The organism is Granulicatella sp. 20925_1_45 (genome assembly GCF_041433555.1).
In the GTDB taxonomy this organism is placed as follows: domain Bacteria; phylum Bacillota; class Bacilli; order Lactobacillales; family Aerococcaceae; genus Granulicatella.
Genome location: NZ_JAPWBR010000001.1, coordinates 141429 through 166924, shown reverse-complemented (window position 1 = coordinate 166924; position 25496 = coordinate 141429). Strand labels below are relative to the sequence as shown.

At 41.2% G+C, this 25496-nt stretch carries 21 protein-coding genes, 2 tRNA genes, 1 riboswitch and 2 other annotated features; of the genes, 22 read left to right on the top strand and 1 reads right to left on the bottom strand.

Annotation, left to right across the window (positions count from 1 at the left end):
- Positions 1-54 precede the first annotated feature (54 nt).
- Entirely contained in the window at positions 55-1170 is a 1116-nt protein-coding gene (locus tag O3798_RS00885) for a GTP-binding protein (protein WP_371462548.1), read from the bottom strand.
- A 142-nt stretch (positions 1171-1312) separates the two neighbouring features.
- On the opposite strand from O3798_RS00885, the gene O3798_RS00880 reads away from it, so the two are divergent.
- The 22 genes from O3798_RS00880 to O3798_RS00775 all read left to right on the top strand — a co-directional run bounded on the left by O3798_RS00880 (position 1313) and on the right by O3798_RS00775 (position 25489).
- Positions 1313-2206, top strand: coding sequence for a methyltransferase domain-containing protein (locus O3798_RS00880; RefSeq protein WP_371462546.1), 894 nt, complete (start codon positions 1313-1315; stop codon positions 2204-2206).
- A gap of 43 nt (positions 2207-2249) precedes the next feature.
- Positions 2250-3716: an SseB family protein gene (locus tag O3798_RS00875; RefSeq protein ID WP_371462545.1), complete on the top strand. Its 1467-nt coding sequence runs from the start codon at positions 2250-2252 to the stop codon at positions 3714-3716.
- Positions 3717-4057: 341 nt separating this feature from the next.
- Positions 4058-5248, top strand: coding sequence for a tRNA epoxyqueuosine(34) reductase QueG (gene queG / locus O3798_RS00870; protein WP_371462544.1), 1191 nt, complete (start codon positions 4058-4060; stop codon positions 5246-5248).
- Positions 5249-5263: 15 nt separating this feature from the next.
- On the top strand, positions 5264-5773 hold the full coding sequence (gene trmL / locus O3798_RS00865; RefSeq protein WP_371462542.1) for a tRNA (uridine(34)/cytosine(34)/5-carboxymethylaminomethyluridine(34)-2'-O)-methyltransferase TrmL: 510 nt from the start codon (positions 5264-5266) through the stop codon (positions 5771-5773).
- A 9-nt stretch (positions 5774-5782) separates the two neighbouring features.
- Entirely contained in the window at positions 5783-5938 is a 156-nt protein-coding gene (locus O3798_RS00860; RefSeq protein ID WP_371462540.1) for a hypothetical protein, read from the top strand.
- Positions 5939-5985: 47 nt separating this feature from the next.
- Positions 5986-6185: a binding site (T-box leader), on the top strand.
- Between the two features lie 75 nt (positions 6186-6260).
- Entirely contained in the window at positions 6261-7952 is a 1692-nt protein-coding gene (gene argS / locus O3798_RS00855) for an arginine--tRNA ligase (protein WP_371462538.1), read from the top strand.
- A 42-nt stretch (positions 7953-7994) separates the two neighbouring features.
- Positions 7995-8196 (top strand) — a binding site (T-box leader).
- A gap of 55 nt (positions 8197-8251) precedes the next feature.
- A complete protein-coding gene (gene tyrS / locus O3798_RS00850) occupies positions 8252-9517 on the top strand; it encodes a tyrosine--tRNA ligase (protein ID WP_371462536.1) in 1266 nt (421 codons plus the stop codon).
- Between the two features lie 1375 nt (positions 9518-10892).
- A complete protein-coding gene (locus O3798_RS00845; RefSeq protein ID WP_371462534.1) occupies positions 10893-12188 on the top strand; it encodes a CHAP domain-containing protein in 1296 nt (431 codons plus the stop codon).
- Between the two features lie 143 nt (positions 12189-12331).
- Positions 12332-12808, top strand: a complete 477-nt coding sequence (locus O3798_RS00840) for a hypothetical protein (protein WP_371462532.1) — start codon at positions 12332-12334, stop codon at positions 12806-12808.
- 135 nt (positions 12809-12943) lie between these two features.
- Positions 12944-13429 carry a DUF1307 domain-containing protein gene (locus tag O3798_RS00835; protein WP_371462530.1) on the top strand — a complete coding sequence of 162 codons (486 nt, stop codon included), beginning with the start codon at positions 12944-12946 and terminating at the stop codon, positions 13427-13429.
- 137 nt (positions 13430-13566) lie between these two features.
- Positions 13567-14055, top strand: coding sequence for a hypothetical protein (locus O3798_RS00830; protein WP_371462528.1), 489 nt, complete (start codon positions 13567-13569; stop codon positions 14053-14055).
- Between the two features lie 138 nt (positions 14056-14193).
- Positions 14194-14308: riboswitch (FMN riboswitch) on the top strand.
- Between the two features lie 115 nt (positions 14309-14423).
- On the top strand, positions 14424-15041 hold the full coding sequence (locus tag O3798_RS00825) for an ECF transporter S component (RefSeq protein ID WP_048710797.1): 618 nt from the start codon (positions 14424-14426) through the stop codon (positions 15039-15041).
- Between the two features lie 152 nt (positions 15042-15193).
- On the top strand, positions 15194-16666 hold the full coding sequence (locus tag O3798_RS00820; protein WP_371462526.1) for an SLC13 family permease: 1473 nt from the start codon (positions 15194-15196) through the stop codon (positions 16664-16666).
- Between the two features lie 17 nt (positions 16667-16683).
- Positions 16684-16950, top strand: a complete 267-nt coding sequence (locus tag O3798_RS00815; RefSeq protein WP_169068782.1) for a chorismate mutase — start codon at positions 16684-16686, stop codon at positions 16948-16950.
- Positions 16951-17184: 234 nt separating this feature from the next.
- Positions 17185-19875, top strand: coding sequence for a DEAD/DEAH box helicase family protein (locus tag O3798_RS00810; RefSeq protein ID WP_371462524.1), 2691 nt, complete (start codon positions 17185-17187; stop codon positions 19873-19875).
- 117 nt (positions 19876-19992) lie between these two features.
- Positions 19993-20076 (top strand) — tRNA-Tyr (locus O3798_RS00805).
- Position 20077: 1 nt separating this feature from the next.
- Positions 20078-20149 (top strand) — tRNA-Gln (locus O3798_RS00800).
- Positions 20150-20956: 807 nt separating this feature from the next.
- Positions 20957-22849 carry a transcription antiterminator gene (locus O3798_RS00795; RefSeq protein ID WP_371462522.1) on the top strand — a complete coding sequence of 631 codons (1893 nt, stop codon included), beginning with the start codon at positions 20957-20959 and terminating at the stop codon, positions 22847-22849.
- 16 nt (positions 22850-22865) lie between these two features.
- The gene (locus O3798_RS00790; RefSeq protein ID WP_285251674.1) at positions 22866-23183 is read left to right on the top strand and encodes a PTS lactose/cellobiose transporter subunit IIA; all 318 of its coding nucleotides are present in this window, start codon (positions 22866-22868) and stop codon (positions 23181-23183) included.
- Positions 23184-23204: 21 nt separating this feature from the next.
- Complete coding sequence (locus tag O3798_RS00785) at positions 23205-23531, top strand: PTS sugar transporter subunit IIB (RefSeq protein ID WP_371446273.1); 327 nt, start codon at positions 23205-23207, stop codon at positions 23529-23531.
- A gap of 12 nt (positions 23532-23543) precedes the next feature.
- The gene (locus tag O3798_RS00780) at positions 23544-24896 is read left to right on the top strand and encodes a PTS sugar transporter subunit IIC (protein WP_371446272.1); all 1353 of its coding nucleotides are present in this window, start codon (positions 23544-23546) and stop codon (positions 24894-24896) included.
- Positions 24897-24985: 89 nt separating this feature from the next.
- Positions 24986-25489: a GrdB-related putative oxidoreductase gene (locus tag O3798_RS00775; protein ID WP_371446271.1), complete on the top strand. Its 504-nt coding sequence runs from the start codon at positions 24986-24988 to the stop codon at positions 25487-25489.
- Positions 25490-25496 lie beyond the last annotated feature (7 nt).

Sequence of the window (25496 nt, the reverse complement as noted above, 5' to 3'; positions counted from 1 at the left end):
AAATTAAGATAAAAAGTAAAAGGTCGCCCTACTTGGGCGACCTTTTCGTTTGATTTATTTTTCAGTACAAGCAATAAAGCTTTCGCGTAATTGATTTTCTGGAAGGTTCTTTCCGATGAAGACCAATGTTGAGCCGCGTTTTGTATCCTTCCAATCGCGACCTCTTGAAATATCAAAGCTCATTTGAACTCCTTGGAAGATGATTTGGTAATCTAATCCTTCCACGTTCAAGATTCCTTTGTAACGGTATAATTCTGGGCCGTAAATATAGACAAGCTCGTTCAACCATTCGTTAATGTTTGCGAGAACTAATGGTTTTTCAGTCTCGATGACGAATGAGTTAATACCGCTATGGTGGCTATGACTATGGTGATGATGATGTTCGTGATCATGGTCATGGTGTTCATGTTCGTGGTCATGGTCGTGATCGTGATGTTCGTGATCATGATGGTGATGCTCGTGATCGTGGTCACCGTGTGCATGTGTATGGCCACATTCTTCGCAATATTCTTCTTCAGCGTGTTCTTGCATTTCTAAGATTTTCTTCTCAGATGCGTAGAACAATTCAAGTCCGAACATGTCGCTCATATGCACAGGACGTGCGTCAAGGTCTTGGATTTCCGCAAAGGCATTGATGCTGCGAACTTCGTTAATCACTTTCGCGTAGATGGTTTCGTCTACTAAGCTATGTTTTGACATGAAAATTTTATCCGCGAAACCAACTTGTTTGGCTGGTTCAGGTTGATGCGCTGTTTGGTATAGGAAGTTTTTAGAATCCACAACTGTTAATACCGCATCTAAGATAAAGTGCTCATTTAAGAATGGCACGTTAATAAATGTTTGTGCGATTGGAGCTGGATCAGCAAGACCTGTTGTCTCGAATAACACGCGGTCCACGCGAATGCCGTTTTGTTCTTTGACCATTAAGATGGATTTCAACATATCAGCAATGTCTGTACGAAGCGTACAGCAGAGGCAGCCGTTATCCATTTGATAGATTTCTTCTTCAACGTCAAGCACGAATTGATGGTCTACACCGATTTCGCCGAATTCGTTAATGACAACAGCGATATGTTCGCCGTGTTTTTCTTTTAAAACTTTGTTGATTAAAGTCGTTTTCCCAGCGCCAAGGAAGCCGCTGACGATTGTAACTGGAATTTTTTGTGTCATAATTCTTCTCCTTCACCTTTTCCATTTTCTTCAAGTAAATTCATTGTAGCACTCTCTTAAAAATTCTCAAAATAGACTGTTTCCAGCATTTGGTTGCGAATGTGCTATACTGAAACAGAGAAAACGAGAAAGAGTGTATCGAATGACAAAACAGGAAGTACAAAATGCGGCCATTAAGAAAATCGATTGGGCCGAGCATTTCATCAACCAACATCTACATGCCTTTCGTTGCCCGTATTGCCATGATGCGATGGTTTCTGCCCAGAATCATAGCGTGGTTTGCGGGAAGGGGCACCGATTTAATATTTCGAAAAAAGGGACCTTGCATCTGATGAAGCAAAATGCGAATACGGATTATGATGCGCCTCTTTTCCATCATCGCTATGAACTGGCGCAGAGTGGCTTCTTTGAGCCTTTATTAGAGTCAATTTTGCCGCATCTTTCGGCAGACGAAGAGAAGTTTATTGTCGATATCGGATGTGGGGAAGGCAGTCATTTATCGTGGTTATCAAAGCGCGTGAAGGCACCTTTATGCGGCATGGATATCGCTAAAGAAGGCATCCATCAAGCGTCGGTTCATTTTGGAAACCAAGCGCTATTCTTCTTAGGAGACTTGGCGAACTTGCCATTTGCGGATGAATCTTGTGGGACGCTTTTGAATATTTTAACGCCGTCGAACTATCAAGAGTTTATGCGCGTATTGGCTCCAGGAGGGACACTTGTTAAAGTAATTCCAGGCAATGATTATTTAGCAGAATTACGCCAACAGCTCTACCGTTCAAATCCGGAAAAACAAACGTATTCGAATGCGGATATCCTAGAACGCGTGCAGTCCGAATGCCCTCAAGTCACGTTTGAAGAGGTACGCTACACGGTCGATTTAACAGAAGAAACTTATCGTCATTTACTCGAAATGACGCCTTTATACTGGGGAGCAAGTGCCGAAGATAAGGCCTATAGCACCTCTCATCCGCTCTCAAAAGTAACGGTGCACTATGTTGTGGCCATCGTGAAAAAGGGTGAAAACAAACAGTAAAAGTATGCTATAATAGAACTACTAAACACCAGGAGGATTTACCATGGGATTTAAAGATTTATTTTCTCGTAAAAAAGAAGAACCGAAAGTAGAAGAAAAACCGGTTCAACCAGAAGAAAAAAAGGAAGAGCAAGCAGCCGTTGAGCCTGCTCCAAAAAAAGTGGAAGAACAAAAAGAAACTGAAGAACCACGTGTGTTTACTGTGGGGATTGAATATGTATACTCTGTGTCAAAAGATTCACCAGATATGGTCGTTGCCGGACAAGTCAACGGAACGGTGAAAGTTGGGGATGAAGTACTACTTACAAAATTAGGTAGTGACGATGATGAACCGTTTAGAACGGCGGTCTACGGAATTCAAGTCGGTGAAGATCGTGTGATGGAAGCATCGAATAAAAAAGCCGTTTTATGGGTGGAGAATGCGACACAATTTTTCCCATATGTCGGAACAGTGCTTCACTCTGAAGGCGTTACTGAAAAACAACTCTATTCTGCATATATCAACGCATTAGGCGAACGCTTTATCGGGGTTGAAGGTGGCGTGCTTACGGATATGGACCGCGCGCATTTAACAGTATCTGACGTGGCCGAAATTTGGCGACTTCTTTTATGGTATTGCAACGCGAATGCGGAAAACGATACGGAAGAAACACGTGAAGAAAACTTCAACAAGATTCGCACGCTTGTAACGATTGTTCGCGACAAATTATTCCTTTTAGATGGTATTTACGCGGTTTATTCTAAGAAAACGGGTGAACCATACTTATTTGCAAAAACAACGACAACCGATAGCGATAACTATGTCACTTCACCGCCAATGGTTCATTTCGTAACGAAGGCGTTTAAAGAAAACTTGAAAGAACAAAATGAAGATACGGAAGACTTAGAACTTCGCTATATCGACAATGGAGAAGATAAAGAAGGTATTCGAAACTTCATTAGAGAAGTCGTTTTACTCGACGGTGCGCAAGGCGTTCGCATCCTTTCTGAATATACTGCGATTGCAGCAGAGGGATTGATTGAGTTTCCAAACTACGAAGGTATGCGTGATGTCGACATTCCTGTAGAAAACCCAGGATTGGTTCGTTGGATGCTACTTCTAGGTCAATTAGGAAAACCAGATACTCCTGAAAAAGAATTTCTACATGAAATGTACTTCCATTTCTTCGGACAAGAATTAGTGAAGTCTACTTTCATCGTGCCAATGCGTACTCATGGTGAAATTCCACAAGCTAACGAAAACGGCGTGACAAGTTTCAAAGAAGGCATGACGTTTGATTTAGCGATGGTCGAAGGAAGAGATAAGGAACAAGCCTTGATGTTCTTCACAGACTGGCTACGATTCCGCCAAAAATTTGGAGAAGAGTGGCAAGGGCTCATGCAACCACTCGATGGCAACCTAGGACTTCATGATGTAATCATCAACGGAACAGGAAACCCAGAAGCAGGTGCCTATATTACAGAAAGCATCTTCAACAAAATTAAAGAAGCGCACAAAAAAGACGCATAATGCTTAAGGACTCACAGTGTGGGTCCTTGTTTTTGTCTAAACGGCAATGTTTATAGCTGTTTTTGAGGCTGCTTTTATGCTGAAAAGGGTCCATTTTTCTCTTGTTTTAAATTTCTTACACTTTTCTTAACTTTTCAGTTGATTTTTTCTTAGAAAAGCGCTATTATACAAATAATCTTTTGCTCTGTAATTCATTTTGCACGGCAAGAGATGTTCGACTAACGTTAACTTTCGCAGTGTTTACACCGAAGGCTAGCGTTTTTTTTTGCTCAAAATTTAGACACTTTGTGATAAAAGAGAAGTATAGTACAATAGATAGGAAGAAAGAGAGGAGGTTTTTGATGGATACAGCAGTCTTAAAACAGAAAATTATCGCTAAAAGTAAAGAGCTTGGAATCGATAAGATTGGTTTTGCTTCTGCCGAGCCGTTTACGCACTTAGAAGAGAGCATGCGTCGTTCCAAAGAACTCGGCCATACGACAGGATTTGAGCATCCAGTGCTAGAAGAGCGTATTTATCCTGAGAAAATCTTCGACACTCCAAAAACCATTATTTCCATCGCGCTGGCGTATCCGACACTTCCAAAGAATAAGCCGGAACGTGTGAAGGGAGAGCGTCGCGGGGCCTTTGCGCGGGCTTCGTGGGGGGAGGATTATCACTTTATTCTCTCAAGACGCATGGAAGCACTGATTCATTACATCAAAGAAGAAGTTCAAGACGAAGATTCAAGATTTAAGCCGATGGTCGACACGGGCGAATTAATCGATGTCCGCGTGGCTGAGCGTGCGGGGATTGGCTTTGTCGGCAAAAATGGACTTCTCATTACGAAGGAATTTGGCTCGTATGTCTACTTAGGCGAGTTGATTACGAATATCGAGTTTCCAACCGATGAAATGGTGGACTACGGCTGCGGCGATTGTACGCGCTGTGTGGATTTCTGTCCAACCGGTGCGCTCCTTGGAGATGGACGAATGAATGCCATGCGCTGCTTGTCGTATCAGACGCAGACGAAGGGCTTTATGCCGCAAGAGTTTCGTAAAAAAATCGGGCATGTGATTTACGGCTGTGACATTTGCCAGCAAGTGTGTCCATATAATAAGGGGAAAGATTTCCACTTGCATCCTGAAATGGAGCCATCCGTTGAAGAGACGCATCCGCTATTGAAGCCGCTCGTGACGATTTCGAACAAGGAATTCAAGGAGCGTTTTGGCAAAATGGCTGGATCGTGGCGTGGGAAGAAGCCGTTGCAACGAAATGCGACTATCGCCCTGGCCAACTACCGTGATAAAACGGCAGTACCACTTCTTCTTCGTGTTATGAAAGAAGATATGCGTCCTGTAATGAAGGGAACTGCTGCATGGGCCGTTGCAGAAATCGTGAATGAGTCGAATCAAGAGATGATCGATTATTTTAACGAGCAAAAAGCAGCAGCAACCAAGAAACTCGCTTCTCTCGAAAATCCGTCGAAGGAAGATATCGAGTTAGTGGAAGAATTAGATAAAGCAATTGTAGTCTTACAAGAAAAAATATAGAGAAGAGGCAACCAAATGACGGTAAATCATATCGTATTATTTGAACCACAAATCCCAGCCAATACTGGAAATATCGCAAGAACATGTGCAGCGACGAATTCGCCACTGCACCTGATTGAACCGCTTGGATTCTCGACAGATGATAAGCACTTAAAACGCGCGGGGCTTGATTATTGGCATGATGTCGATATTACGTATCACCAATCCCTTGAAGCGTTCCTGGAGTATTTAGGAGAACGTCCATTATATTTAATTACAAAATTCGCTAACCATACGTATGATGAGGTGGATTTAGCCCGCGATGAGGAACAATTCTTCATGTTCGGGAAAGAAACAACCGGCCTTCCTGAAGAGTTTATGCGTGAAAACGAAGAAAAATGCTTGCGTCTTCCGATGAACGATACGCATGTAAGGTCATTGAACTTGTCGAATACGGCAGCGATTGTCGTATACGAAGCGCTTCGTCAACAACGTTTTGCAGGGCTTGAACTCGTGCACACGTATGACCATGATAAATTGAAGTAGGTGACAGGGATGAATCAAAACTTATATCAATGTATTGTGTACGCCATTTGTGCGATTGCCTTTGTGATTTTAGCGTTCGTTTCGAAGCCCCTCTATGGAATTGTGGCAGTATTATTTGCGATTTCTTCAGTGGTCAATGGGATTCGTTATTTCAAAGAGAAGTAAAATTGCAAAATGAGGCTAGTTATGATACAGTGGATGACAGTTAAATAGCAAAATTGATGAAAAAGAGAGTAGTTTTTAACCGAATGTATTAGCGAGTTGGAAGGGTGAAAGCCAACCATTCATTAAAAATGAACCGCACTTTTGAAATGATTATTTGAAATGTAGGATAATCCGGATTCGCCGTTACCGAGTAAAGTGGCTCAATTTGAGCAAGCAGAGTGGTACCACGGGAATTCTCGTCTCTATATGACTGTCGTCGTATAGGGATTTTTTTGTGCAAATGGATATCCGAGTATAAAAACCAAAGAAAAGGAGAACAAAGATGAATTATAAGAAAATTGTTGCAGAACAAATCGCAAAAACAGTCTGTGAGCATTTAAGCGTTGATGAAATCGTATCAATGATTGAAGTGCCTAAATACGCAAACCAAGGGGACCTTGCTTTCCCTGCATTTACACTTGCAAAAGTATTACGTAAAGCTCCACAAGCCATCGCGACAGAAATCGTGGAAGCCGTTAGCGATAAGCACATCGAACGTGCAGAAGCAATGGGACCATACGCGAACTTCTTCTTAGAACGTAGCGCTTTTGCCGATGAAGTCTTAAAAGAAGTCTTAGAACTTGGAGAACATTACGGTGACTGGGATTACGGTCAAGGACGTAAAGTGGTCATCGATATGTCTTCACCAAATATTGCAAAACCAATGTCAATGGGACATTTACGTTCAACAGTAATCGGGAACGCGATTGCGAACCTTGAGAAAAAAGTGGGCTACGAGCCAATTCGTATCAACCACTTAGGAGATTGGGGAACACAATTCGGGAAACTCATCGAAGCGTACAAATTATGGGGAAGCGAAGAGCTTGTAAAAGCAGATCCAATCGCAGAACTGATTAAATTGTACGTTCGTTTCCACGAAGAAGCAGAACTAGACCCAACGCTCGATGACAAAGGTCGTGCATGGTTCAAAAAACTAGAAGATGGAGATGCTGAAGCCGTTCGTCTATGGGAATGGTTCAGAAGTGAATCCTTAAAAGAATTCAACCGCGTATATGACTTACTAGGCGTGACTTTTGATTCTTACAACGGTGAAGCGTTCTATAACGACAAGATGGACGTTGTGGTCGACATGCTTGAAGACGCCAACTTATTAAAAGTGGATAATGGTGCTACCATCGTAGACCTTGAGAAATATGATTTACCACCAGCGTTGATTAAAAAATCAGACGGCGCAACATTATATATGACACGTGACTTAGCAGCTGCAAACTACCGTAAGAATACTTATGATTTTGCAAAATGTATTTACGTGGTAGGGATGGAACAATCAAACCACTTCAAACAATTAAAAGCAGTCTTAAACGAATTAAACTTACCTTGGTCTGAAGATATCGTGCATATTCCATTCGGACTAATCACATTGAACGGTAAGAAATTATCGACACGTAAAGGAAAAATCATCCTTCTTGAAGGCGTGTTAAAAGAAGCGACAGAACTTGCGTTGAAACAAATCGAAGCGAAAAATCCATCGCTTGAAAACAAAGAAGCAGTAGCACATGCTGTTGGGGTGGGTGCGGTAATTTTCCACGACTTGAAGAACGACCGTACAAATAACTTCGACTTCGCGCTTGAAGAAGTCGTGCAATTCGAAGGAGAAACAGGGCCATACGTACAATATACGCATGCTCGTGCGATGAGTATTTTACGTAAAGCCAACCATATTGTCGATACAAAAGAGGCGTTCTCATTAACAGACGATGATGCGTGGGAAGTATTGAAACTCATCGAAAACTATCCAAACGTTGTCCGCTTTGCTGAAGAAAAATGCGAACCATCAGCGATTGCGAAATTCGTTATCAATTTAGCACAAGCGTTCAATAAATATTACGCACATACAAAAGTACTCGTTGAAGATGAAGCCTTCAACAGCCGTATCGCTTTAGTACAAACAACAGCAAGCATCCTAAAACAAGGCTTAGCGCTTCTTGGCGTAGCTGCTCCAGATGAAATGTAGTCATTGACATCAAGTAGGATAAGCCGTATACTAAATGCACATATAGAAGCAATGAACAAGCGCAGTAGTGGTTGTCCACGGGTGAAAGAAGAGAATTGTCGGTCGGTGCAAGACAATCCCCCACATCCGCGAAGTACACTTGGGAGCTATCCGTCAGGACGTCTCATCCGCGATAAGGATGCTCGAGTGGATGATGCCTGGCATCGTCAACAAGGGTGGTAACACGGTGAAAATCGTCCCTAATAGTCTTTTTGGCTATTAGGGATTTTTTATTTACAAGAAAGAAGGGAAGAAACAAGATGAACATTATCGATGATTTAGAATGGCGCGGTGCCATCAACCAAATGACAGATGAAGAAGGCTTACGTTCCTTAACAAACGAAAAGGCTGTATCGCTCTATTGTGGGGTAGACCCAACTGGTGACAGCATGCACATTGGACACTTAATTCCATTTATGATTCTTCGTCGTTTCCAATTAGCAGGACACAAACCAGTCATCTTAATTGGTGGAGCGACAGGTTCAATCGGAGATCCGAGTGGTCGTACAAGCGAACGTGTACTTCAATCAATGGAACAAGTTCAACACAACGTTGAAAAATTAACAGCGCAAATGAAGAAATTATTCTTCACAACAGATGAAGACCAAGCAACATTGCGCCTTGTAAACAACTACGATTGGACAAAAGATTTATCATTATTAGACTTCTTACGTGACTACGGGAAGCATTTCAACTTGAACACAATGCTGGCAAAAGACGTGGTCGCAAGCCGTCTAGAAGTGGGGATTTCATTTACAGAATTCTCATACCAAATCCTACAATCAATGGACTTCTTGCATTTATTCAAGACAGAAGACGTGCAAGTCCAAATCGGTGGTGCAGACCAATGGGGGAACATCACTTCAGGTCTTGAATTAATCCGTAAAGTAGAAGGCGCAGAGTCTCGTGCGTACGGTTTAACAATTCCGTTGATGTTAAAATCAGACGGTACAAAATTCGGAAAATCAGCTGGTGGTGCTGTATGGCTTGACCCTGAAAAGACAACTCCATACGAATTCTACCAATTCTGGTTAAACCAAGATGACCGCGACGTGATTAAATACATCAAGTACTTCACATTCCTAGAACGCGAAGAAATCGAAGAGCTCGAAGAAAAAGTGGCGACAGAACCACATAAACGTGAAGCACAAATCCGCCTTGCCGAAGAAGTGACTCGCTTCGTTCACGGCGAAAAAGCCTTAGAAGACGCGAAGAAAATTACAAACGCGCTCTTCACAGGGAACGTACAACAATTAACAGCCGACGAAATCGAACAAGGCTTCAAAAACATGCCAACATTTGAAAGTTCAAAAGAAAGCCAAAACCTAGCAACTTGGCTTGTGGACCTTGGCATCGAACCATCAAGAAGACAATCACGCGAAGACATTCAAAACGGCGCGATTTCTATCAACGGTGAAAAAGTAACGGACCTCGAATTCGAATGGACGAAAGAACAATCCTTCGAAGAACGCTTCGTCATCGTCCGCCGCGGTAAGAAAAAATACTTCTTAGTGGTATTGAAATAAAAGACTTATGGATGATTCTTTTGAATCCTTGCAGATTTAATTATCATCACTGTAACGTTGCACCGGCGCAAGCCTTGGTCTTGCGCCTTAAAAGCCTCAAAGAGGGCGTACGGATTAACAATCCTACGCCCTCTTAGCACAGTGGTTGAATGGAATGAGTCTAGCTGTAAACAGCTATCTCATTCCTATTCAACTTTGTGGGGGAAAGAAAACGAAATGCCATAGATACAAATGTATCCATGACATTTCTGTCTTTCTCCCTCGTTTTTATGCTCTACCACGTTACTGTGATGATAAAATCCGCAGTATTCTACAGAATCATCCTCCGGGTGCATTGCATCCAAAACGACTAAGAATTTTTTTGCTTGATGAACTGACGATAACGAGCAGTTCACAAAGTTTGAACTAAAAAAATGTTTTAAATAGATTTTTAAACCTGCTATAAACGCTTATACAATCGTATTTCAAAAGCAAATGTAAAAAACACAATATGACATATACGTTATATTGCAAAATAACTTTTTGGTCAAAAGCCCGAATTTGTTGGCTCCCAAACTCAAGATTTAGTGAGCGTATTTCGAATGCAAAAGCCAGAAATTTCCCATTTAAACCTGCACCCGCTCAATCCATAGAAGCTCAATTTTCTTTAATGCAGAATGTGCAGCTCTATTTTCAAGCAGAGAAAAAAATAAGATTCCAAAGAATAGGCGGATTTTATAATAACCGTAATAGGGGATAGGATTAAATGCGAAATAGTAGGAGTCTTATATCCTTCTAAAATAATTATAGATATAGATTTCAACGCAGTAGCTGATTGCTTTCAGCTTCATCACTCGTGATTTGCTTAAAGCTAATCAGCCTTGCGGGGGTAAGACTACAAAGCAAAATGGACTCACACTGTGAGTCCATTTTTAGCTTTTGTCTTACTCCCAAAGGTGAGAGACTTCGGCTCGAACCGGTCCCCCATTACAGTTATTATCAATAAATCCGCAAGGATTCTTTGGAATCAAATGGAATTATACTTTTTCCACCGTTACCGCATTGAAAATGGTATCGAAGTTGTCCATGTTAATAAAGCCTGTCTGAGCTTCCATGGTATTGAGCGTACCTATAGTTTTTAAATGATTTTCTGTGCTAAAAATCTCCAAAAATTCACATTTTACACTGTAATATTTCACAAAAAATAACTATTTATGTATCAAAAAGGTCAGTCGTTCGGGTTATGTTACAGTTTTGTTACAAGGTATTATCAATTCGAAGAAAATCAACATCGGCCTAAAGTCCTATGGTATTATAGTACCAAGTTAAGTTTTATTAAAAGCCGTGACCGGCTACTTCGAATATATATTAGTGAGAAACATTGGAGGAAAATCACTTGAAGAAACGTTTATTAACAGTATTAGTAACAGGAACAGTATTATCATTAGGAGCTTTAGCGCCATCAGTTAACGCGCAAGATTTCGATTCACAAATCGAAACAGTTAACTCATCAATCGCTAACATCAATGAGAAAAAATCAGCAGTTAATTCTACAATCGATACATTAGCGAAAGAATTATCTGATGTACAAACTAAAATTGATACAACTCAAGCTAAAAAAGCTGAAGTTCAAGAACAAATCGAAACATTAAAAGCTGAAATTGCTAAATTAGAAAAAGTAATCGCAGAACGTAACTCACGTTTAGAAGAACAAGCTCGTTCAGTACAAACAAACGGTGCTCGTTCATACTTAGATTTCTTATTAAACGCTGAAAGCTTATCAGATGCGGTTAGCCGTATCGGTGTTGTAATGGACTTAATGAGCGCAAACCGCGAATTAATGCAACAACAAGCTGAGGACAAAAAACAAGTAGAATCTAAAGAAGAAGCTCAACAAGAAAAATTAGCTGAACAAGAAGCAGCTGAAAAAGAATTAGCTTCATTACAAACAGAATTAAACGATACTTTCTCTAAAAACAAAGTATTATTAGCGAACCTTTCACAAGAAGAGTTAGCTGAAATCGCAAAACGTGATGGATTAGTTGCTGAAAAAGAAGCTTTCCAAAAACGTTTAGCTGAAGAAAAAGCAAAAGCTGAAGCAGAAGCAGCTCGTATTGCTGAAGCATCTCGTCAAGCATTAGCAGCACAAGCTTCACAATCACAAACAACTGCTACACAAACTTCATATCAAGCTCCTGCACCTGCAGCAGCTAGCACAGCTTCAACAAGTACAGCTTCAACTTCAAGCTCTACTTCAACACCAGCAGCTCCAGCACAAACATCAAGCTACACTTACACAACTGGCGGAGGTTTCCCAGCAGTTGACCCAAGTTTCCGTGCTTCACTTAACGGTGGATACTTCGGACAATGTACTTACTACGTATTTAACCGTATGGCACAAGTTGGTACACCAATCGGTCACAGCATGATGGGTAACGCGGCTGAATGGCCATCATACGCTCGTAGCTATGGATACTCAGTATCTCACTCACCATCAGCTGGTTCAGCAATCGTATTCCAACAAGGTTTAGCAGGTGCTGACCCAACTTACGGACACGTAGCTTTCGTAGAAGCAGTTAACGCAGATGGTTCATTATACATCTCTGAAATGAACGTACGTGGATTAAACGTAATCTCTTACCGTACAATCTCAGCAAGCGTTGCAGCTCAAGCAACATACATCCGTTTCTAATATGAAATGAAATGACCGTCTCCTGAAAAGGAGGCGGTTTTTGTTTGCTCTTTTTTTATTGTAGTGATTTTATAAAAGCAGATTTGACATCGGGTACTATATTTTCTATGATAAAGACAAGTCAAATTTAAAGGAGTATTCTAATGAAGAAAATTTTGAAATTAACAATGGTGTTGTTAGGAGCGTTATTTGTTTTAATCGGTTGTAGCTCAGAATCTAAAAGTGAATTTGTTTTTGATTTAAGTGATATAAAACAAAAAATAACCTATGTATACGATAAAGAAAAAGATTCAGTTTCATCTGTGACATTTAATCTCATCTACGACATTTCAAAAAGTAAAGAAATCGAAGAGAAAGCACGTAGTACCCAAAAACTAATAGTAGACGACGCGAGCGGCATTGAAGGGGTTAAAGTCACTCAATCTGATAGCGCAAAAGAACTAAAGATAACAATTGAAGTGGATCTTAAGAAGTTTAACTATGAGGATGGAAAGGCAGGTGCTAAAGCGCCAGCTCTATATAGTAGCGTTCATACAGCGGTAATAAAGAAAGATGGTATTTACAGCTTTGAAGAATCTAAAAAGAGTATTCTAAAAGAAGGATTTCAAGAAGTGAAATAATCGATATGAACTTGGATTTCAGTGAATGGAATCCAAGTTTTTTTATATAAATGTTGAATGTAGACAGCAACGCAATTTGACAAACCATAGTTCATTTTCTATGATAAAAACAAGTCAGATTTAAGGAGTATTTGAATGAAGAAAATATTGAAGTTATCGATTGTACTATTAGGAGCATTATTTGTATTACTAGGATGCCGTGCAGAAAGTAAAGCGTCATTTGTTTTTCAAACGGCAAATGCGGAGGTTACTTTTACGTATGTATATGACAAAGGAAATGACACAGTTTTATCTCTAACAACGAAGTCAGTAATTAAACTAGCCAATATTCCAGAATACGATACAATAACACGTAAAAATCGAGATGCACTCGTGAATGAAATGAAAGATATCGAAGGCATAAAAGTCACTACATCAGACACTGAAAAAGAATTAAATTTCACGGTTGAAGTGGACATGAAAAAGTTCAAATTGGATGATTCAGAAAGTCGTGCAAAAGCACCAGAGTTATATAGAACAATGGATGTGGCGCTTATAAAAAAAGACGATAAAATAAGTTTTTCAGCATCCAAAGAAAGCCTTGAAAGCAAAGGATTTGTTGAGCAAAAAGAAGAAAAATAAATATAGAAGAACTTGGATTATGGCAAACGTAATCCAAGTTTTTTTATATAAATGATGAGTGTGGACTTCAACAGAATTTGACAAACGATAGTTCATTTTCTATGATAAAAGCAAGTCAGATTAAAGGGAGTATTCTAATGAAGAAAATCTTGAAATTATCCATTGTACTACTAGGGACATTGTTTGTATTACTAGGATGCCGTTCAGAAAGTAAAGCATCATTTGTTTTGCAAACAGAAAATTCGAAGGTCACTTATACATATGTATATGACAAAGAGAATGACACAGTTTTATCTCTAACAACCGATATCGTAGTACGTTTATCAAGTGTTCCGGAATATGCAACAGCAGCACGTCAAAGAAGAGATGAAATCGTGAATCAAATGAAAGCTACAGAGGGCGTAAAAGTTACTTCTGTAGATAGTGAAAAAGAAATAGCATTCACTGTTGAAATAGACATGAAGAAGTTCAAATTGGATGACTCAGAAAGTCGTGCAAAAGCGCCAAGTTTATATGAAACAATGGATGTTGCACTGATTAAGAAAGATGGCAAAGTAAGTTTTTCAGCATCTAAAGAAAACATTGAACGCCTTGGATTTGTTGAGCAAAAAGAAGAAAAGAAATAATTTTATCAATCAAATAGCAGGACTTGGATGATGATAAACGTCATCCAAGTTTTTTTATTGGAGAAACAGCATAAAAACAGCTTTTTGAGGCAGAGAGATTGCCTAAGTGGCGGCGAGGTGCTACAATACAAACATAAATAACATTTTCGGGGCAAGGTGAAATTCCTGACCGGTGGTATAGTCCACGAGCCGATTGGCATGATCTGGTGCAATTCCAGAACCGATAGTATAGTCTAGATGTGAGAAAATGGCACTATTTCAACAAGTCTATTTGATGAGCAGTATTGAAAGGTCCATTTCAATGCTGCTTTTTTCTTTGAAACTGAGAAACAGTGCAATTTCCTTCGCCCTATGAAGGAGGACGTACCATGAGTACAAATGTAAAAAAGTCGAACAGAACATCGGCTAAAAAAATTGTTCTAGTAGGAGTCTTTGGTGCGATTAGTACCGTATTAATGCTATTATCGTTCAACGTACCGTTTATCCCAACATTCGTGAAGCTCGACTTCTCGGATTTACCAGTATTGCTGGGTGGATATCTTCTTGGACCATTGCACGGAAGCTTGATTGCGCTTATTAAAGTGTTGTTAAACTTCTTCTATAACGGGTCAATGACTTTTGGAATCGGTGAGACAGTGAACTTAATCGGTAGCTTAAGCTTCATGTTACCAGCAGTGCTTTACTATCAACGTCGCCGTAATTTCAAATCAGCGGTGATCAGCTTAGTCATCGGTACAATTTCAGCGACAGTGGTGTTACTGACAGCGAACTACTTCGTAATGTTCCCACTTTACGCAACAGCGATGAACTTCCCAATGGAAAAAATCGTGGCCGCAGCACATGCATTAAACCCATTGGTAACAGACTTAGGGTCATTAATGGCATTCGCATTACTTCCATTTAATATCGTGAAGTTCGGTCTAAATAGCGTACTTGCGATGTTAATGTACAAACGTTTAGCACAAACCTTAAAATTAGAACATTAATCCAGAGTCGGGCTTCGTGCCCGGCTTTTTGTTTTGAGAAAAATTTCTTCTATATAATAGTAGAAAACTGCTTAGAAATTTGCAGAAACTCTTTATTTCCAATAGCAATCTGCTAAAAAATGAGGTAGGATAGATAAGAATGAGGTGAACCAATGAAAGGAAAAACATGGACCAAGTTGCAACTATCCATCGTTGCACTCAGCGCTGTTCTCATGGGAACGAGCGGATTTTTAACCATTACACAACAATCATTATTTGGGCTTGAAGCACCAACAATTTCCATCCTATCCATCTTCTTTAGCAGTCTATTACTTTGGCTCTTTGTCGCAACGGACTGGCCAAGCGTTCTCTGCTATGTGATGTTAGGAATCGGGATGCTTCCAGGCGTCAACTACGGACAGATTTTTAGCCTGTCGTTTGGGAATACAACCTTTGTCTTCCTATTATTTACATTCTTAATGACTTACGCTTTGGAACAAACGCCTGCACTTAGACGTTTCGTCGCGCGTGCACTCGGAAGCTCCTTTGCAGGAAAGTCTCCATGGCATTTTATCGGGGCTTTTTACGCCAGCGTTCTTGCCATTAGCCTTTTTATTTCGCCGACGATTCTCTTTATGATCGTCTTCCCGATTTACGAGGAAATCATGGCTGTGCTTGGATTGAAAAAAGGCGATAGACAGGCTTCGGTGCTTCTAATCGCACTTTTTGCAACAGTAGCAATCGGTACAGCGATGACGCCAATCAATCACGTCTTCTCTGTGACCGCCATGGCGCTTTACAAAAATGCGACAGGAATCGCGATTTCCAACGCGCAATATATGATGATTGGAATTCCAGCCGGACTCGTGCTCTTTATCGCGATGTGGGCTGTTCTTAGAACTATTTGGAGAGTGGATTTATCAAACGTCGAAATGAAACCACTCGAATCGCTTGAAGCACTTCCTGCCAAATCCAAACGCGAAACGGCAACAGTGCTGATTTTCATGGGCGTCGTCTTATTATGGGTGTTACCAGAACTCGTAGGAGGATTCTTACCAGATGTTGCAGCCTTCCTAAAAACTGCAGGAATGGCATTCCCACCGATGATTGGGGTCATCGTGATGGCGATTCTGTCGTTTGACGGGAAACCACTCTTATCGATTCAAGAAGGGCTTCAAAAAGGTGTGTACTGGCCAAGTATGTTCTTGGTTGGAGCCACTTTAAGCATGGGAACTCTTGTCACAAAACCGGAATTAGGAGTCATCGGACTTCTTGAAAGTTCACTCGTACCGGTATTTGCGACACTGGCCCCAATTCTTGTCGTAATCATCTTCGTCCTCTGGGCAGGATTACAAACAAATGTCTCTTCAAACTTAGTAACCGTATCGGTAGTAACAACCGTATTAACGACCGTCTATGCGACAGGCTCCGTCGACGTCCAAGCGGGAACCATTGCCTGCTTGATTGGATTTATGGCAAGTCTTGCCTTTATGACACCGCCAAGTATGCCGTATGTAGCGATTTCGGTCGGTTCGGGTTGGACGAATGCAAAGGATGCCTTTGTATACGGAGGAGGCCTATTCCTACTCAGCGCTGCTAGTGCGATTATTGTAGGTTATCCATTAGGCGTCTTCTTTGGAATTTAACAGTAGGAGGAAATCGAGTGTTAGAAAAACAACGCGCAGAGATTGATGCCATCGACCGCGAGATTGTAGCGCTCTTTGAACGCCGCATGCAAGTCGTTGTCGATGTCGCTCGTATAAAAAAAGAAAATGGTATCGCGATTTTAGATGCCAGTCGCGAGAAAGAAGTGATTGCCAAGGTGCAGTCGTACTTGAAAGATGCGACTTTAAAAGAAGAGTTGGCAGAAGCTTACGAGACTTTGATGAAAGTTTCAAAGGACTATCAACAAAAACAAATAGAAGCATAAAATAGTTGAGAATAGCGGATTACTTCGAATTCTCACGGATGTCTTCATATGAACTGTTACGGGGCACCGGTTCGAGCCAGGTGTAAGACAGAATAATGACATGGACTCACAGTGTGGGTCCATTTTTTTATTGATTTCTGAAAGCCTGATTCGACATAAGCTTTGTCATCCTTCTTTTATAGAGGGAAGAGTGATAAAATAAGAGAGAAGATTCGAAGGGAGAGGAGGAGCCTGATGTTAGATCATCTAGCTTTTAAAGGCGAGTGGCGCCAGTACCAAAAGCGCATTTTAGAAAAGAGCGATACGATTATGGCGGATGGCCATATTCATTTGGTGGCGGCTCCAGGTTCTGGGAAAACGACGCTAGGAATTGAATTTATCCGTCGCAATAGTAATCCTGCGCTTATTTTAGTGCCGACCGTGACGATTCGCCAGCAGTGGGTGGACCGTATTCGTGAGGCGTTTTTGGATGATGCGAGTCTAGCCGATGAAATGATTTCGCAAAATCTAAAGCAGCCAAAGACCATCACCGTTGCGACGTATCAAGCGTTGCACAGTGCCATTAATCGTCTGGAAGGCGACGCGGAAGTAGAGGATACGGATGATGTGGTCGAGAACGAGCACTTTGATTTTAAAGACGTGGATATTATTAAGCTCTTTAAGGAAGCAAATCTTGGAACATTGTGCCTCGATGAGTGTCATCACTTGCGAAATGAATGGTGGAAGAGTCTAGAAACCTTCCGTAAATCCTTTGCGGACATCAGTGTGATTTCGCTGACGGCAACACCTCCGTATGAAGGAGAGCCTGCACTTTGGGAGCGTTATGTGGCCATGTGTGGGGAAATCGATGAAGAAATTACCGTTCCAGAACTCGTTAAAGAGGGCAGTTTATGTCCACACCAGGACTATGTGTATTTCTCTTTCCCAACGAAGGAAGAAGAGAAACAACTCGATCAGTTTTCTACGCAGAATAGAGCCTTCTTGAAAAATCTATCGTCTGATTCGATGTTTTGTGAGGCGGTGAGAACAAGCCGCGCGCTCGATGGCACCATTTCAGAAGATGAACTCTTAAACGAGCCGAAGTATCTCTCGGCAACACTGATTTTCCTACGACATAAAGGCATCGAGTTCCCGAAACATTTCCAACAATTACTGGGGGCAAGCCTGCTTCCGACATTTGACTTGGCGTGGTTTGAAATTCTCTTACAGGGAATGTTATTCGACGTGCCGCATTGGTATGATTTATCCGAAGAAGACTGTAAAGAATTGAAACATGAGTTGAAATCGCTCGGGTTGATTGACCGTAAACAAGTGCAGTTACTTCGTAATAAACAACTCGACCAACTGTTAAATCAATCTCTTGGGAAATTAAACGCAGTCCGAGACATTTTCAAGGCGGAATACGAAACATTAGGCAGCGAATTGAGACAATTGATTCTAACCGACTTCATTCGAAAAGACTTTGAGACGCACTTAGGAAATCCAGAAGTTCAATATAGCCAACTGGGCGTATTACCGTACTTTGAAGTCCTTCGTAGAGAGCTTGTGGAGCAGCAATTAGACGTTCCTGTAGCCGTTTTAACAGGAAGTCTCGTAATTATTCCATCAGCAGTGAAACCGCGTCTAGAGGCTATTTTTGGCCCCAATAAGATTACGTTCCAACCAGTAGGCCAACTCGATGAAAACGACTATGTGAAGGTGCGTTTAGTAGGTTCGCAACATGATTTAGTCAGCGCCGTGACACAGCTCTTCCAAGAAGGACACATTCATGTCGTGATTGGAACAAAATCTCTCCTCGGTGAAGGTTGGGATGCGCCATGCGTGAACTCATTAATTCTCGCCAGCTTTGTCGGAAGTTTCATGCTCAGCAATCAGATGCGAGGTCGCGCGATTCGCATTTGGCCGGAAAATCCGGATAAGACAAGTAGTGTTTGGTATCTTGTGTCCATCAATTTGGCAGAGAAAAAACTTTTCAAGAAGAAAGAAGACGAAGAGGTTGCTGTGGGAATCGATAGTCCGGATATGGAATTATTACAACGCCGCATGAAGCAGTTCTTAGGATTACACTATAATGAAAACACGATTGAATCAGGCGTGGATCGATTAGACCTTGGAACAATCAAGTTTACGAAGAAGGATTTAACAAAACTCAATCAAGAGACCATCGAACGCTCGCGTAACCGCGAAGAGTTAAGAGAACGCTGGAATGAATCCCTTCCGCTTCTAGAAGACATGGAAGTCTCTAATGAAGTTGCAGTGGACAAGACATTCTTGCCAACCGTTCTTTTGACAGATGCACGAAAAATTCTAACCTATGCGCAAGCAATCGCACTGACGGAACTAATCATCTATATCATCCTCGATTTTGCGAACGGACCGTCCCAACTCTTATATTCAGTGGGAATCCTATCGCTTATCGTGTTAAACATCGTTTGGTTGAGATATTTCCTATACAAGAGTCCGTATAAACGCCTCGAACTTTTTGCCGAAGCCGTCCGAAAAGCCTTGCTGGCGTCTGGACACTTGCAGACTCAAAACTGCAAGGCCAGAGTCGTTCGCGGAGATAAGAATTCGATTCAAACAGCCACTTATCTAAAGGGTGGAACCTTGCGCGAAAAAGAAATTTTTGCACAGTCGCTATCGGAATTCTTTGCTCCAATCGAGAACCAGCGCTATATTCTAAGAGCCATGACTTGGGTCAATGACCAAACGAAATATTTTGCCGTCCCAAGCATGTTCGATAAACGAAAAGAAGACGTCATCGTCTTTGTTGCCAACATCGAAAAATACATCGGCTCATACGAAATCATCTATACCCGAAGCGTAGAAGGACGCCATATTCTATTGGATGCCCGTTTGAACGCATTAGGAAATAAACAAGAGCGTACCTTCTCGAAGAAGAAAGTGACATCTAAATTAAAATAAACGCTTAAAGAATCTAGCCAGGAAACCGACTAGATTCTTTATTTTTTTGCGGTAAAATCCTTGCATTCTATTTCAAACTATTGTAAGATATCTGAGTACGAAATTTTAATATTTGCTGGAGGGGTAGCGAAGTGGCTAAACGCGGCGGACTGTAAATCCGCTCCTTCGGGTTCGGCAGTTCGAATCTGCCCCCCTCCACCATTGGGGTATAGCCAAGCGGTAAGGCAACGGACTTTGACTCCGTCATTCGTTGGTTCGAATCCAGCTACCCCAGTCCTACAGGCACCGATTCCGGTGCCTTTTTTGTTGCCCAAATCTAAATTTTCCGACCTTCGCAGCACCGTACCATGTTGTTCCGGTCCCGCCGACTGAAATTGTTCGTAGTTTTCTTGTTGACTGAATTTTGGTAGAGCAGTTGAAAAAGATATCTCGAAAGAGTTGAAAAGTTCCATAGTAGCAGTAATAGGGAATAGCATTCAAAGTGAATTACGACCTCTTGAAAAGTCATTTTCTAGAGGTCGTTTGAATCTTGAAAGAGCTTGAGACTTCGGCTCGAACCGGTACCCTATTACCGCACCTTACCTTTCCTTCCCGTCCCACCGATTGAAATCATTCGTAATTTTCTTATTAACTGATTTTGCTGTTGTGTGCTAAAGGGGAAATTTTAGGAATCTGTAATTAAGAAGTAGTCTATGGAGTCTCAGAAGAACTCCTAATGGATTTCATCATAATAACAATAAGGTAATCGCAAGCAATGTGAATTACTGAGGGTTAGCGATTTATCACTTACCCTCAGTTTGAAGCTTGCTACCCTTGAGACAAAGACTCAAGGGGATGCCGTTATTGTTATAATGATGAAAATAATCCATAGGAGTTCTAAGAGACTCCATCTACTTTTTACATAAGATTACTTTTATAATTTGCCCTTTAGTGCACCAATCCTCCAAAATCGGTCAAAAAGTAAGAAAAATTACGAAATGTTTCAAAAAGGGACTAAAAATTTCCTAACAATAGGAAAAGATTTTAGGTATAATGGAATCAAAGAATCTGATATAGTCAAATTGAGGTGGAGGGATTTTTTATGAAACAACGACACCAACAACTATTGCACTTACTTGCACGCCACGAATGGATTAAAGGACGCGAATTAGCTTCCTGCCTCGGCGTCAGCGCAAGAACAGTGCGTTCCGATATCGAACAAATTAACCGAGAAATGCCGCATATCATTCAAGCGGATCGCCAAAAAGGATATCACCTCGTGGCTTTCCAACAAAATCGATATGCAGACCCAGAAGGATTACTAAGAGCGCCACAAGATAGCGCAGAAAGAAGCGCCAACTTGCTGAAGCAACTCCTGTTCAATGGGGAGGGCGTTTCCATCGAAGCTTTTTGCGAACAATGTTTTGTAAGCGCTAAAACGTTTGATATTGACCGTATTCGTGTCCAAAAACAACTGGAAGAATACGATGGGTTGCTTCTTGTCACAAGAAACGGTTCTCTCGTTTTAGAAGGACCAGAAGCTAGTAAGCGAAAATTGTATCGAGAACTACTGAAGAAAGAATTAAACGAAGACTTCTTGAATATCACAGAGCTTGCAAATGTCTATCCGGAATTGGATTTAGCACATTTTGAGGCGATTATATGGGAGAAATTGAAGGAGTTTCGCTATTCGATTCGTAAAACACTCATGCCGTTTTTATTATTGCATTTAGGATTAGTCTTGCAACGAATCCGTCATGGACAAACGGTGCAAGAGAGTGTTGTAGAAAAACTAGATTTAGAAGTCGAAGCTACGATTGTTCGGTCGATTTTTAAAGAAATTCTAGGAGACAAAGAGATTCCGGAAGGAGAAATTCTTTCCTATGCGAAACTCTTAAAGGCCTATCATAATTCAAGTGTGATTCAATCGGATATCTACTTTAAGGGCGATAAAATCAACCTGGAGGAATTGACAAATAAGATTGATGGAATGCTCTTTAAACGAATGGGCATCTCTTTCGTGGATCAAAAGGAATTCAAGGTGCGATTCCAATTACACTTGCAAGGACTGCTTGAACGAGTACAGATGAACCTAAGCTTACCGAATCATTATGTGCAAACTTTTAAACGACAATATCCATTGGTGTTTGATACGGCAGTTACCGTGAGCCAGTATTTAATGAATGAGCTGCAATGTCAGATTACCGAAGAGGAAATTGGATTCCTTGCACTGCATATTGGAGCCGCGTATATGCAAGGAGCGACAAATGCGAAATTACGCGCGGTCCTTATCGCGAATACGCAATATCCGTTAATTGCTGGAAGTGTAGAACGCTTGAAGGAACAGTTCCAACATCGGATGGAGTTTGTGGCAGAAGAGGCGACGTTTACCATAGGAGTGACCGAGTTTTACGAAGCGGATTTACTCATTACCTTCGAGCAAATGGAACCACCAGTTGCGATTCCAGTCGTTCGATTAGGACTATTTTTTAATACGCAAGACGAGATTCAACTGATTCGAGTGATGAATACGTTAGAAACGCAGAAGATGAGTGAAACGATTCGTACGCAAATTGGTCAGTTAATGGATGAAGATTTCTTCTATGCAGACGTAGAGGCTACTAGCCGAGAAGAAATCCTAATGCAAATGGGTTCCCGCTTAGAAGAAGCGGGCATTGTGACAGAAGACTTTTTAGACTCGGTCATGAAACGCGAAAGTCTCTCTTCGACGGACTTCGATTATTCGATTGCGATTCCGCATCCGTTGCATCCATCTAGCAACCGGTCGATGATTTCAATCGCGGTATTAAGAGAGCCGATTCAGTGGAATCATTTCCCAGTGAAACTGGTCATCTTGCTCGCGTTGAAGGAAGAGGATATGGAATTCATGCAACTCTTCTTAAGATGGCTCGGGAAGCAATTAGACTCCCCGGACAAAATGATGTGTTTATTAGAAGCAAAAAATGTAGAGTCGTTTATTCAGGCGATTCGATAAGGAAGGAGGAAATAGTATGGAAGGCATTGAGCTAGTGTGTTTTAAGATGATTAGCGCATTAGGGGCAGCAAAATCCAGTTTTATGGAGGCGGTGCAAGAAGCGCGGCTAGGTCATTTTGAAGAAGCGCGTCGATGCATTGAAGAAGGGGATAAATATCATGCAGAAGGGCATGAAGCACACTTCGGGTTATTGCAACAAGAAACATCCGGTGAGCCAGTGCAATTATCGCTCTTACTCGTGCATGCGGAAGACCAATTGATGAATGCGGAATTTCTTAAAATCACAGCAGAAGAAATTATCGCCCTTTATGAACGGATTGAAAGTATTAAATAGAAACGGAAGGAGGAAAAGAAAATGAAAAGAATTTATCTATTTTGTAGTGCGGGGATGTCAACCAGTCTAGTGGCCAGCAGAATGCAAGACGTGGCAGATAAGCATAATTTGCCGCTAGAAATTAAAGCGTTTCCAGATCGCAATATCGATGCGATTTACGAGCAATACCATCCAGACGTAATCTTGTTAGGACCTCAAGTGAAATTCAAATTCAATGCGGTTCACGAAAAATATGATCCACTTGGAGTTCCTGTCGATGTCATCAATCTTGAAGACTACGGAAATGCAGATGGCGAACGTATCTTGAAACGTGCCATTCAATTATTAAAATCTAAAAAAGAACAATAGGAGGTTAGTACAATGTTTGCAGGTTTAGAAAGCACGATGGGCCGCGTGGCAGAACGTCTCAGCACGAATAAGGTGCTGATTGCGATTCGTGACGGGTTCTTAGTCGGTACACCATTAATTATCGTAGCGTCCATTTTCCTTGTTATTGCGAACTTCCCAGTGCCAGGGTATAGCGATTTTATGGCGCAATTCTTCGGCAAGGGTTGGGAAAACTCAATGGATGCCGTGATTGACTCTACATTTAGTATTTTAGCGGTTTTAGGAGCCGTTGGTATTGGGTATTCATATGCTAAACAATTAGAAAGTGATGCCATTGCAGGGGGAGTATTATCACTTGTCTGCTACCTTATCATGACTCCAAAAGTGCACCCAAAATTTGTGAATGAAGCAGGTAAAGCGTTTAGTGGATTTGCATTCTCAAACCTTGGTTCTGCAGGGGTGTTCCTAGCGATGATTACTGCGATTGTGTCAGTGAAAATCTTCGTAACGATTCAGAAAAAAGGATGGGTTATCAAATTGCCTGATGCAGTGCCACCAGCAGTTTACCATTCATTTGCAGCTTTAATTCCTAGTGCGTTTGCGATGTTCTTTGCATTTGCAATCTATCTCATCTTCTCATTAACAGAATTCCAATACGCACAAACATTTATTTATAAAGTATTACAAGCTCCATTGATGGGATTCGGTCAAAGCGTCTTCTTCGAACCATTGTATCAATTCCTATCAACACTCTTCTGGTTCTTCGGTATTAACGGGCCAGCTGTAACAAATACAGTCTTCAACCCAATCCACTTAATTTTAACAAACGAAAACTTGGAAGCGTTTAAAGCTGGACAACCATTACCAAACATCTTCACTGGACCTTTCGGAGACTTCTTCGGTAACTTCGGTGGTGGAGGTAGTACATTATCTCTTGTATTCTTAATGGTCTTCCTTGCTAAATCAGAACGAATGAAGAAACTCGGTCGATTAGCTTTAATCCCTGGTATTTTCGGTATCAATGAAATGGTTACATTCGGTTTACCAGTAGTATTAAACCCAATTATCGTGATTCCATTCTTATTAACACCACTTGTAAATATTACTTTAGCAACTCTTGCAACAATGTGGGGAATTATCCCTTATACAACAGGGGCTTCACTTCCATGGACAACGCCATTCTTCTTCTCAGGATGGTTGTCAACAGGTAGTATCGTAGCCGGATTCTTCCAAATCTTCTTGATTCTTTTAGGCTGCTTAATCTACTTCCCATTCTTCAAAGCATTGGATAACCAATACTTGAAAGAAGAAGCAGGCTCTAGCATGTTAACAGGTGATGAATTAGACGATGTTGACTTAAACGACTTATCATTTGATGATTTATAAAATTACAAAAGCATAAGTCACAAGATTTCATATCATTGGGTGGCATGCGAAAACGGATGCCACCTTTTTACATAGAAAGGGGTGAACAGATGAGAACACTATTATTATTCGACCAAGTTCAAGCAGGATACGGCGGAAAGGAACGTGGCGATACAGAATTAGGCCTTGAAAAAGGTGGGGTTGGTTCTTATTTAATGTTCAAAGACGACTTCGAAAAAGCAGGACTTACAGCGCTTGCGACGATTTATTGTGGACCAGATTATTTCCAAGCGCATAAAGAAGAAGTGATTCATAAAATCAAAAATCTGATTTTAAAAACGAAAGCAGAAGTGCTGTTTGCAGGGCCATGTTTTAACTACGGAACCTATGCGCAAATGGCGGCAGAAATTGCGTTAGCCATTCAAGATCAAACCGACTGCAAGCCTTATGTGATTTGTTCGAAAGAGAATGAAGAAACCATCGCAGCTTATAAAGATAAAGTCGTCATGCTAGAAATGCCGAAAAAAGGCGGCGTGGGCTTACGCGAAGCATTAGGCGGAGCCGTTGCCATTATTAGCGGAACAAAAGACGAAAGTGAACAACGATTTCAGTAAAAGAGGT

Bases quoted from the DNA above. Each gene is read 5' to 3' on its own strand.
- tyrS (WP_371462536.1), top strand. From the start codon at position 8,252: ATGAACATTATCGATGATTTAGAATGGCGCGGTGCCATCAACCAAATG.
- O3798_RS00790 (WP_285251674.1), top strand. From the start codon at position 22,866: ATGGAAGGCATTGAGCTAGTGTGTTTTAAGATGATTAGCGCATTAGGG.
- trmL (WP_371462542.1), top strand. From the start codon at position 5,264: ATGACGGTAAATCATATCGTATTATTTGAACCACAAATCCCAGCCAAT.
- O3798_RS00880 (WP_371462546.1), top strand. From the start codon at position 1,313: ATGACAAAACAGGAAGTACAAAATGCGGCCATTAAGAAAATCGATTGG.
- queG (WP_371462544.1), top strand. From the start codon at position 4,058: ATGGATACAGCAGTCTTAAAACAGAAAATTATCGCTAAAAGTAAAGAG.
- O3798_RS00775 (WP_371446271.1), top strand. From the start codon at position 24,986: ATGAGAACACTATTATTATTCGACCAAGTTCAAGCAGGATACGGCGGA.
- O3798_RS00875 (WP_371462545.1), top strand. From the start codon at position 2,250: ATGGGATTTAAAGATTTATTTTCTCGTAAAAAAGAAGAACCGAAAGTA.
- O3798_RS00810 (WP_371462524.1), top strand. From the start codon at position 17,185: ATGTTAGATCATCTAGCTTTTAAAGGCGAGTGGCGCCAGTACCAAAAG.
- O3798_RS00780 (WP_371446272.1), top strand. From the start codon at position 23,544: ATGTTTGCAGGTTTAGAAAGCACGATGGGCCGCGTGGCAGAACGTCTC.
- O3798_RS00820 (WP_371462526.1), top strand. From the start codon at position 15,194: ATGAAAGGAAAAACATGGACCAAGTTGCAACTATCCATCGTTGCACTC.
- O3798_RS00885 (WP_371462548.1), bottom strand. From the start codon at position 1,170: ATGACACAAAAAATTCCAGTTACAATCGTCAGCGGCTTCCTTGGCGCT.
- O3798_RS00785 (WP_371446273.1), top strand. From the start codon at position 23,205: ATGAAAAGAATTTATCTATTTTGTAGTGCGGGGATGTCAACCAGTCTA.
- argS (WP_371462538.1), top strand. From the start codon at position 6,261: ATGAATTATAAGAAAATTGTTGCAGAACAAATCGCAAAAACAGTCTGT.
- O3798_RS00860 (WP_371462540.1), top strand. From the start codon at position 5,783: ATGAATCAAAACTTATATCAATGTATTGTGTACGCCATTTGTGCGATT.
- O3798_RS00835 (WP_371462530.1), top strand. From the start codon at position 12,944: ATGAAGAAAATATTGAAGTTATCGATTGTACTATTAGGAGCATTATTT.
- O3798_RS00825 (WP_048710797.1), top strand. From the start codon at position 14,424: ATGAGTACAAATGTAAAAAAGTCGAACAGAACATCGGCTAAAAAAATT.
- O3798_RS00840 (WP_371462532.1), top strand. From the start codon at position 12,332: ATGAAGAAAATTTTGAAATTAACAATGGTGTTGTTAGGAGCGTTATTT.
- O3798_RS00795 (WP_371462522.1), top strand. From the start codon at position 20,957: ATGAAACAACGACACCAACAACTATTGCACTTACTTGCACGCCACGAA.
- O3798_RS00830 (WP_371462528.1), top strand. From the start codon at position 13,567: ATGAAGAAAATCTTGAAATTATCCATTGTACTACTAGGGACATTGTTT.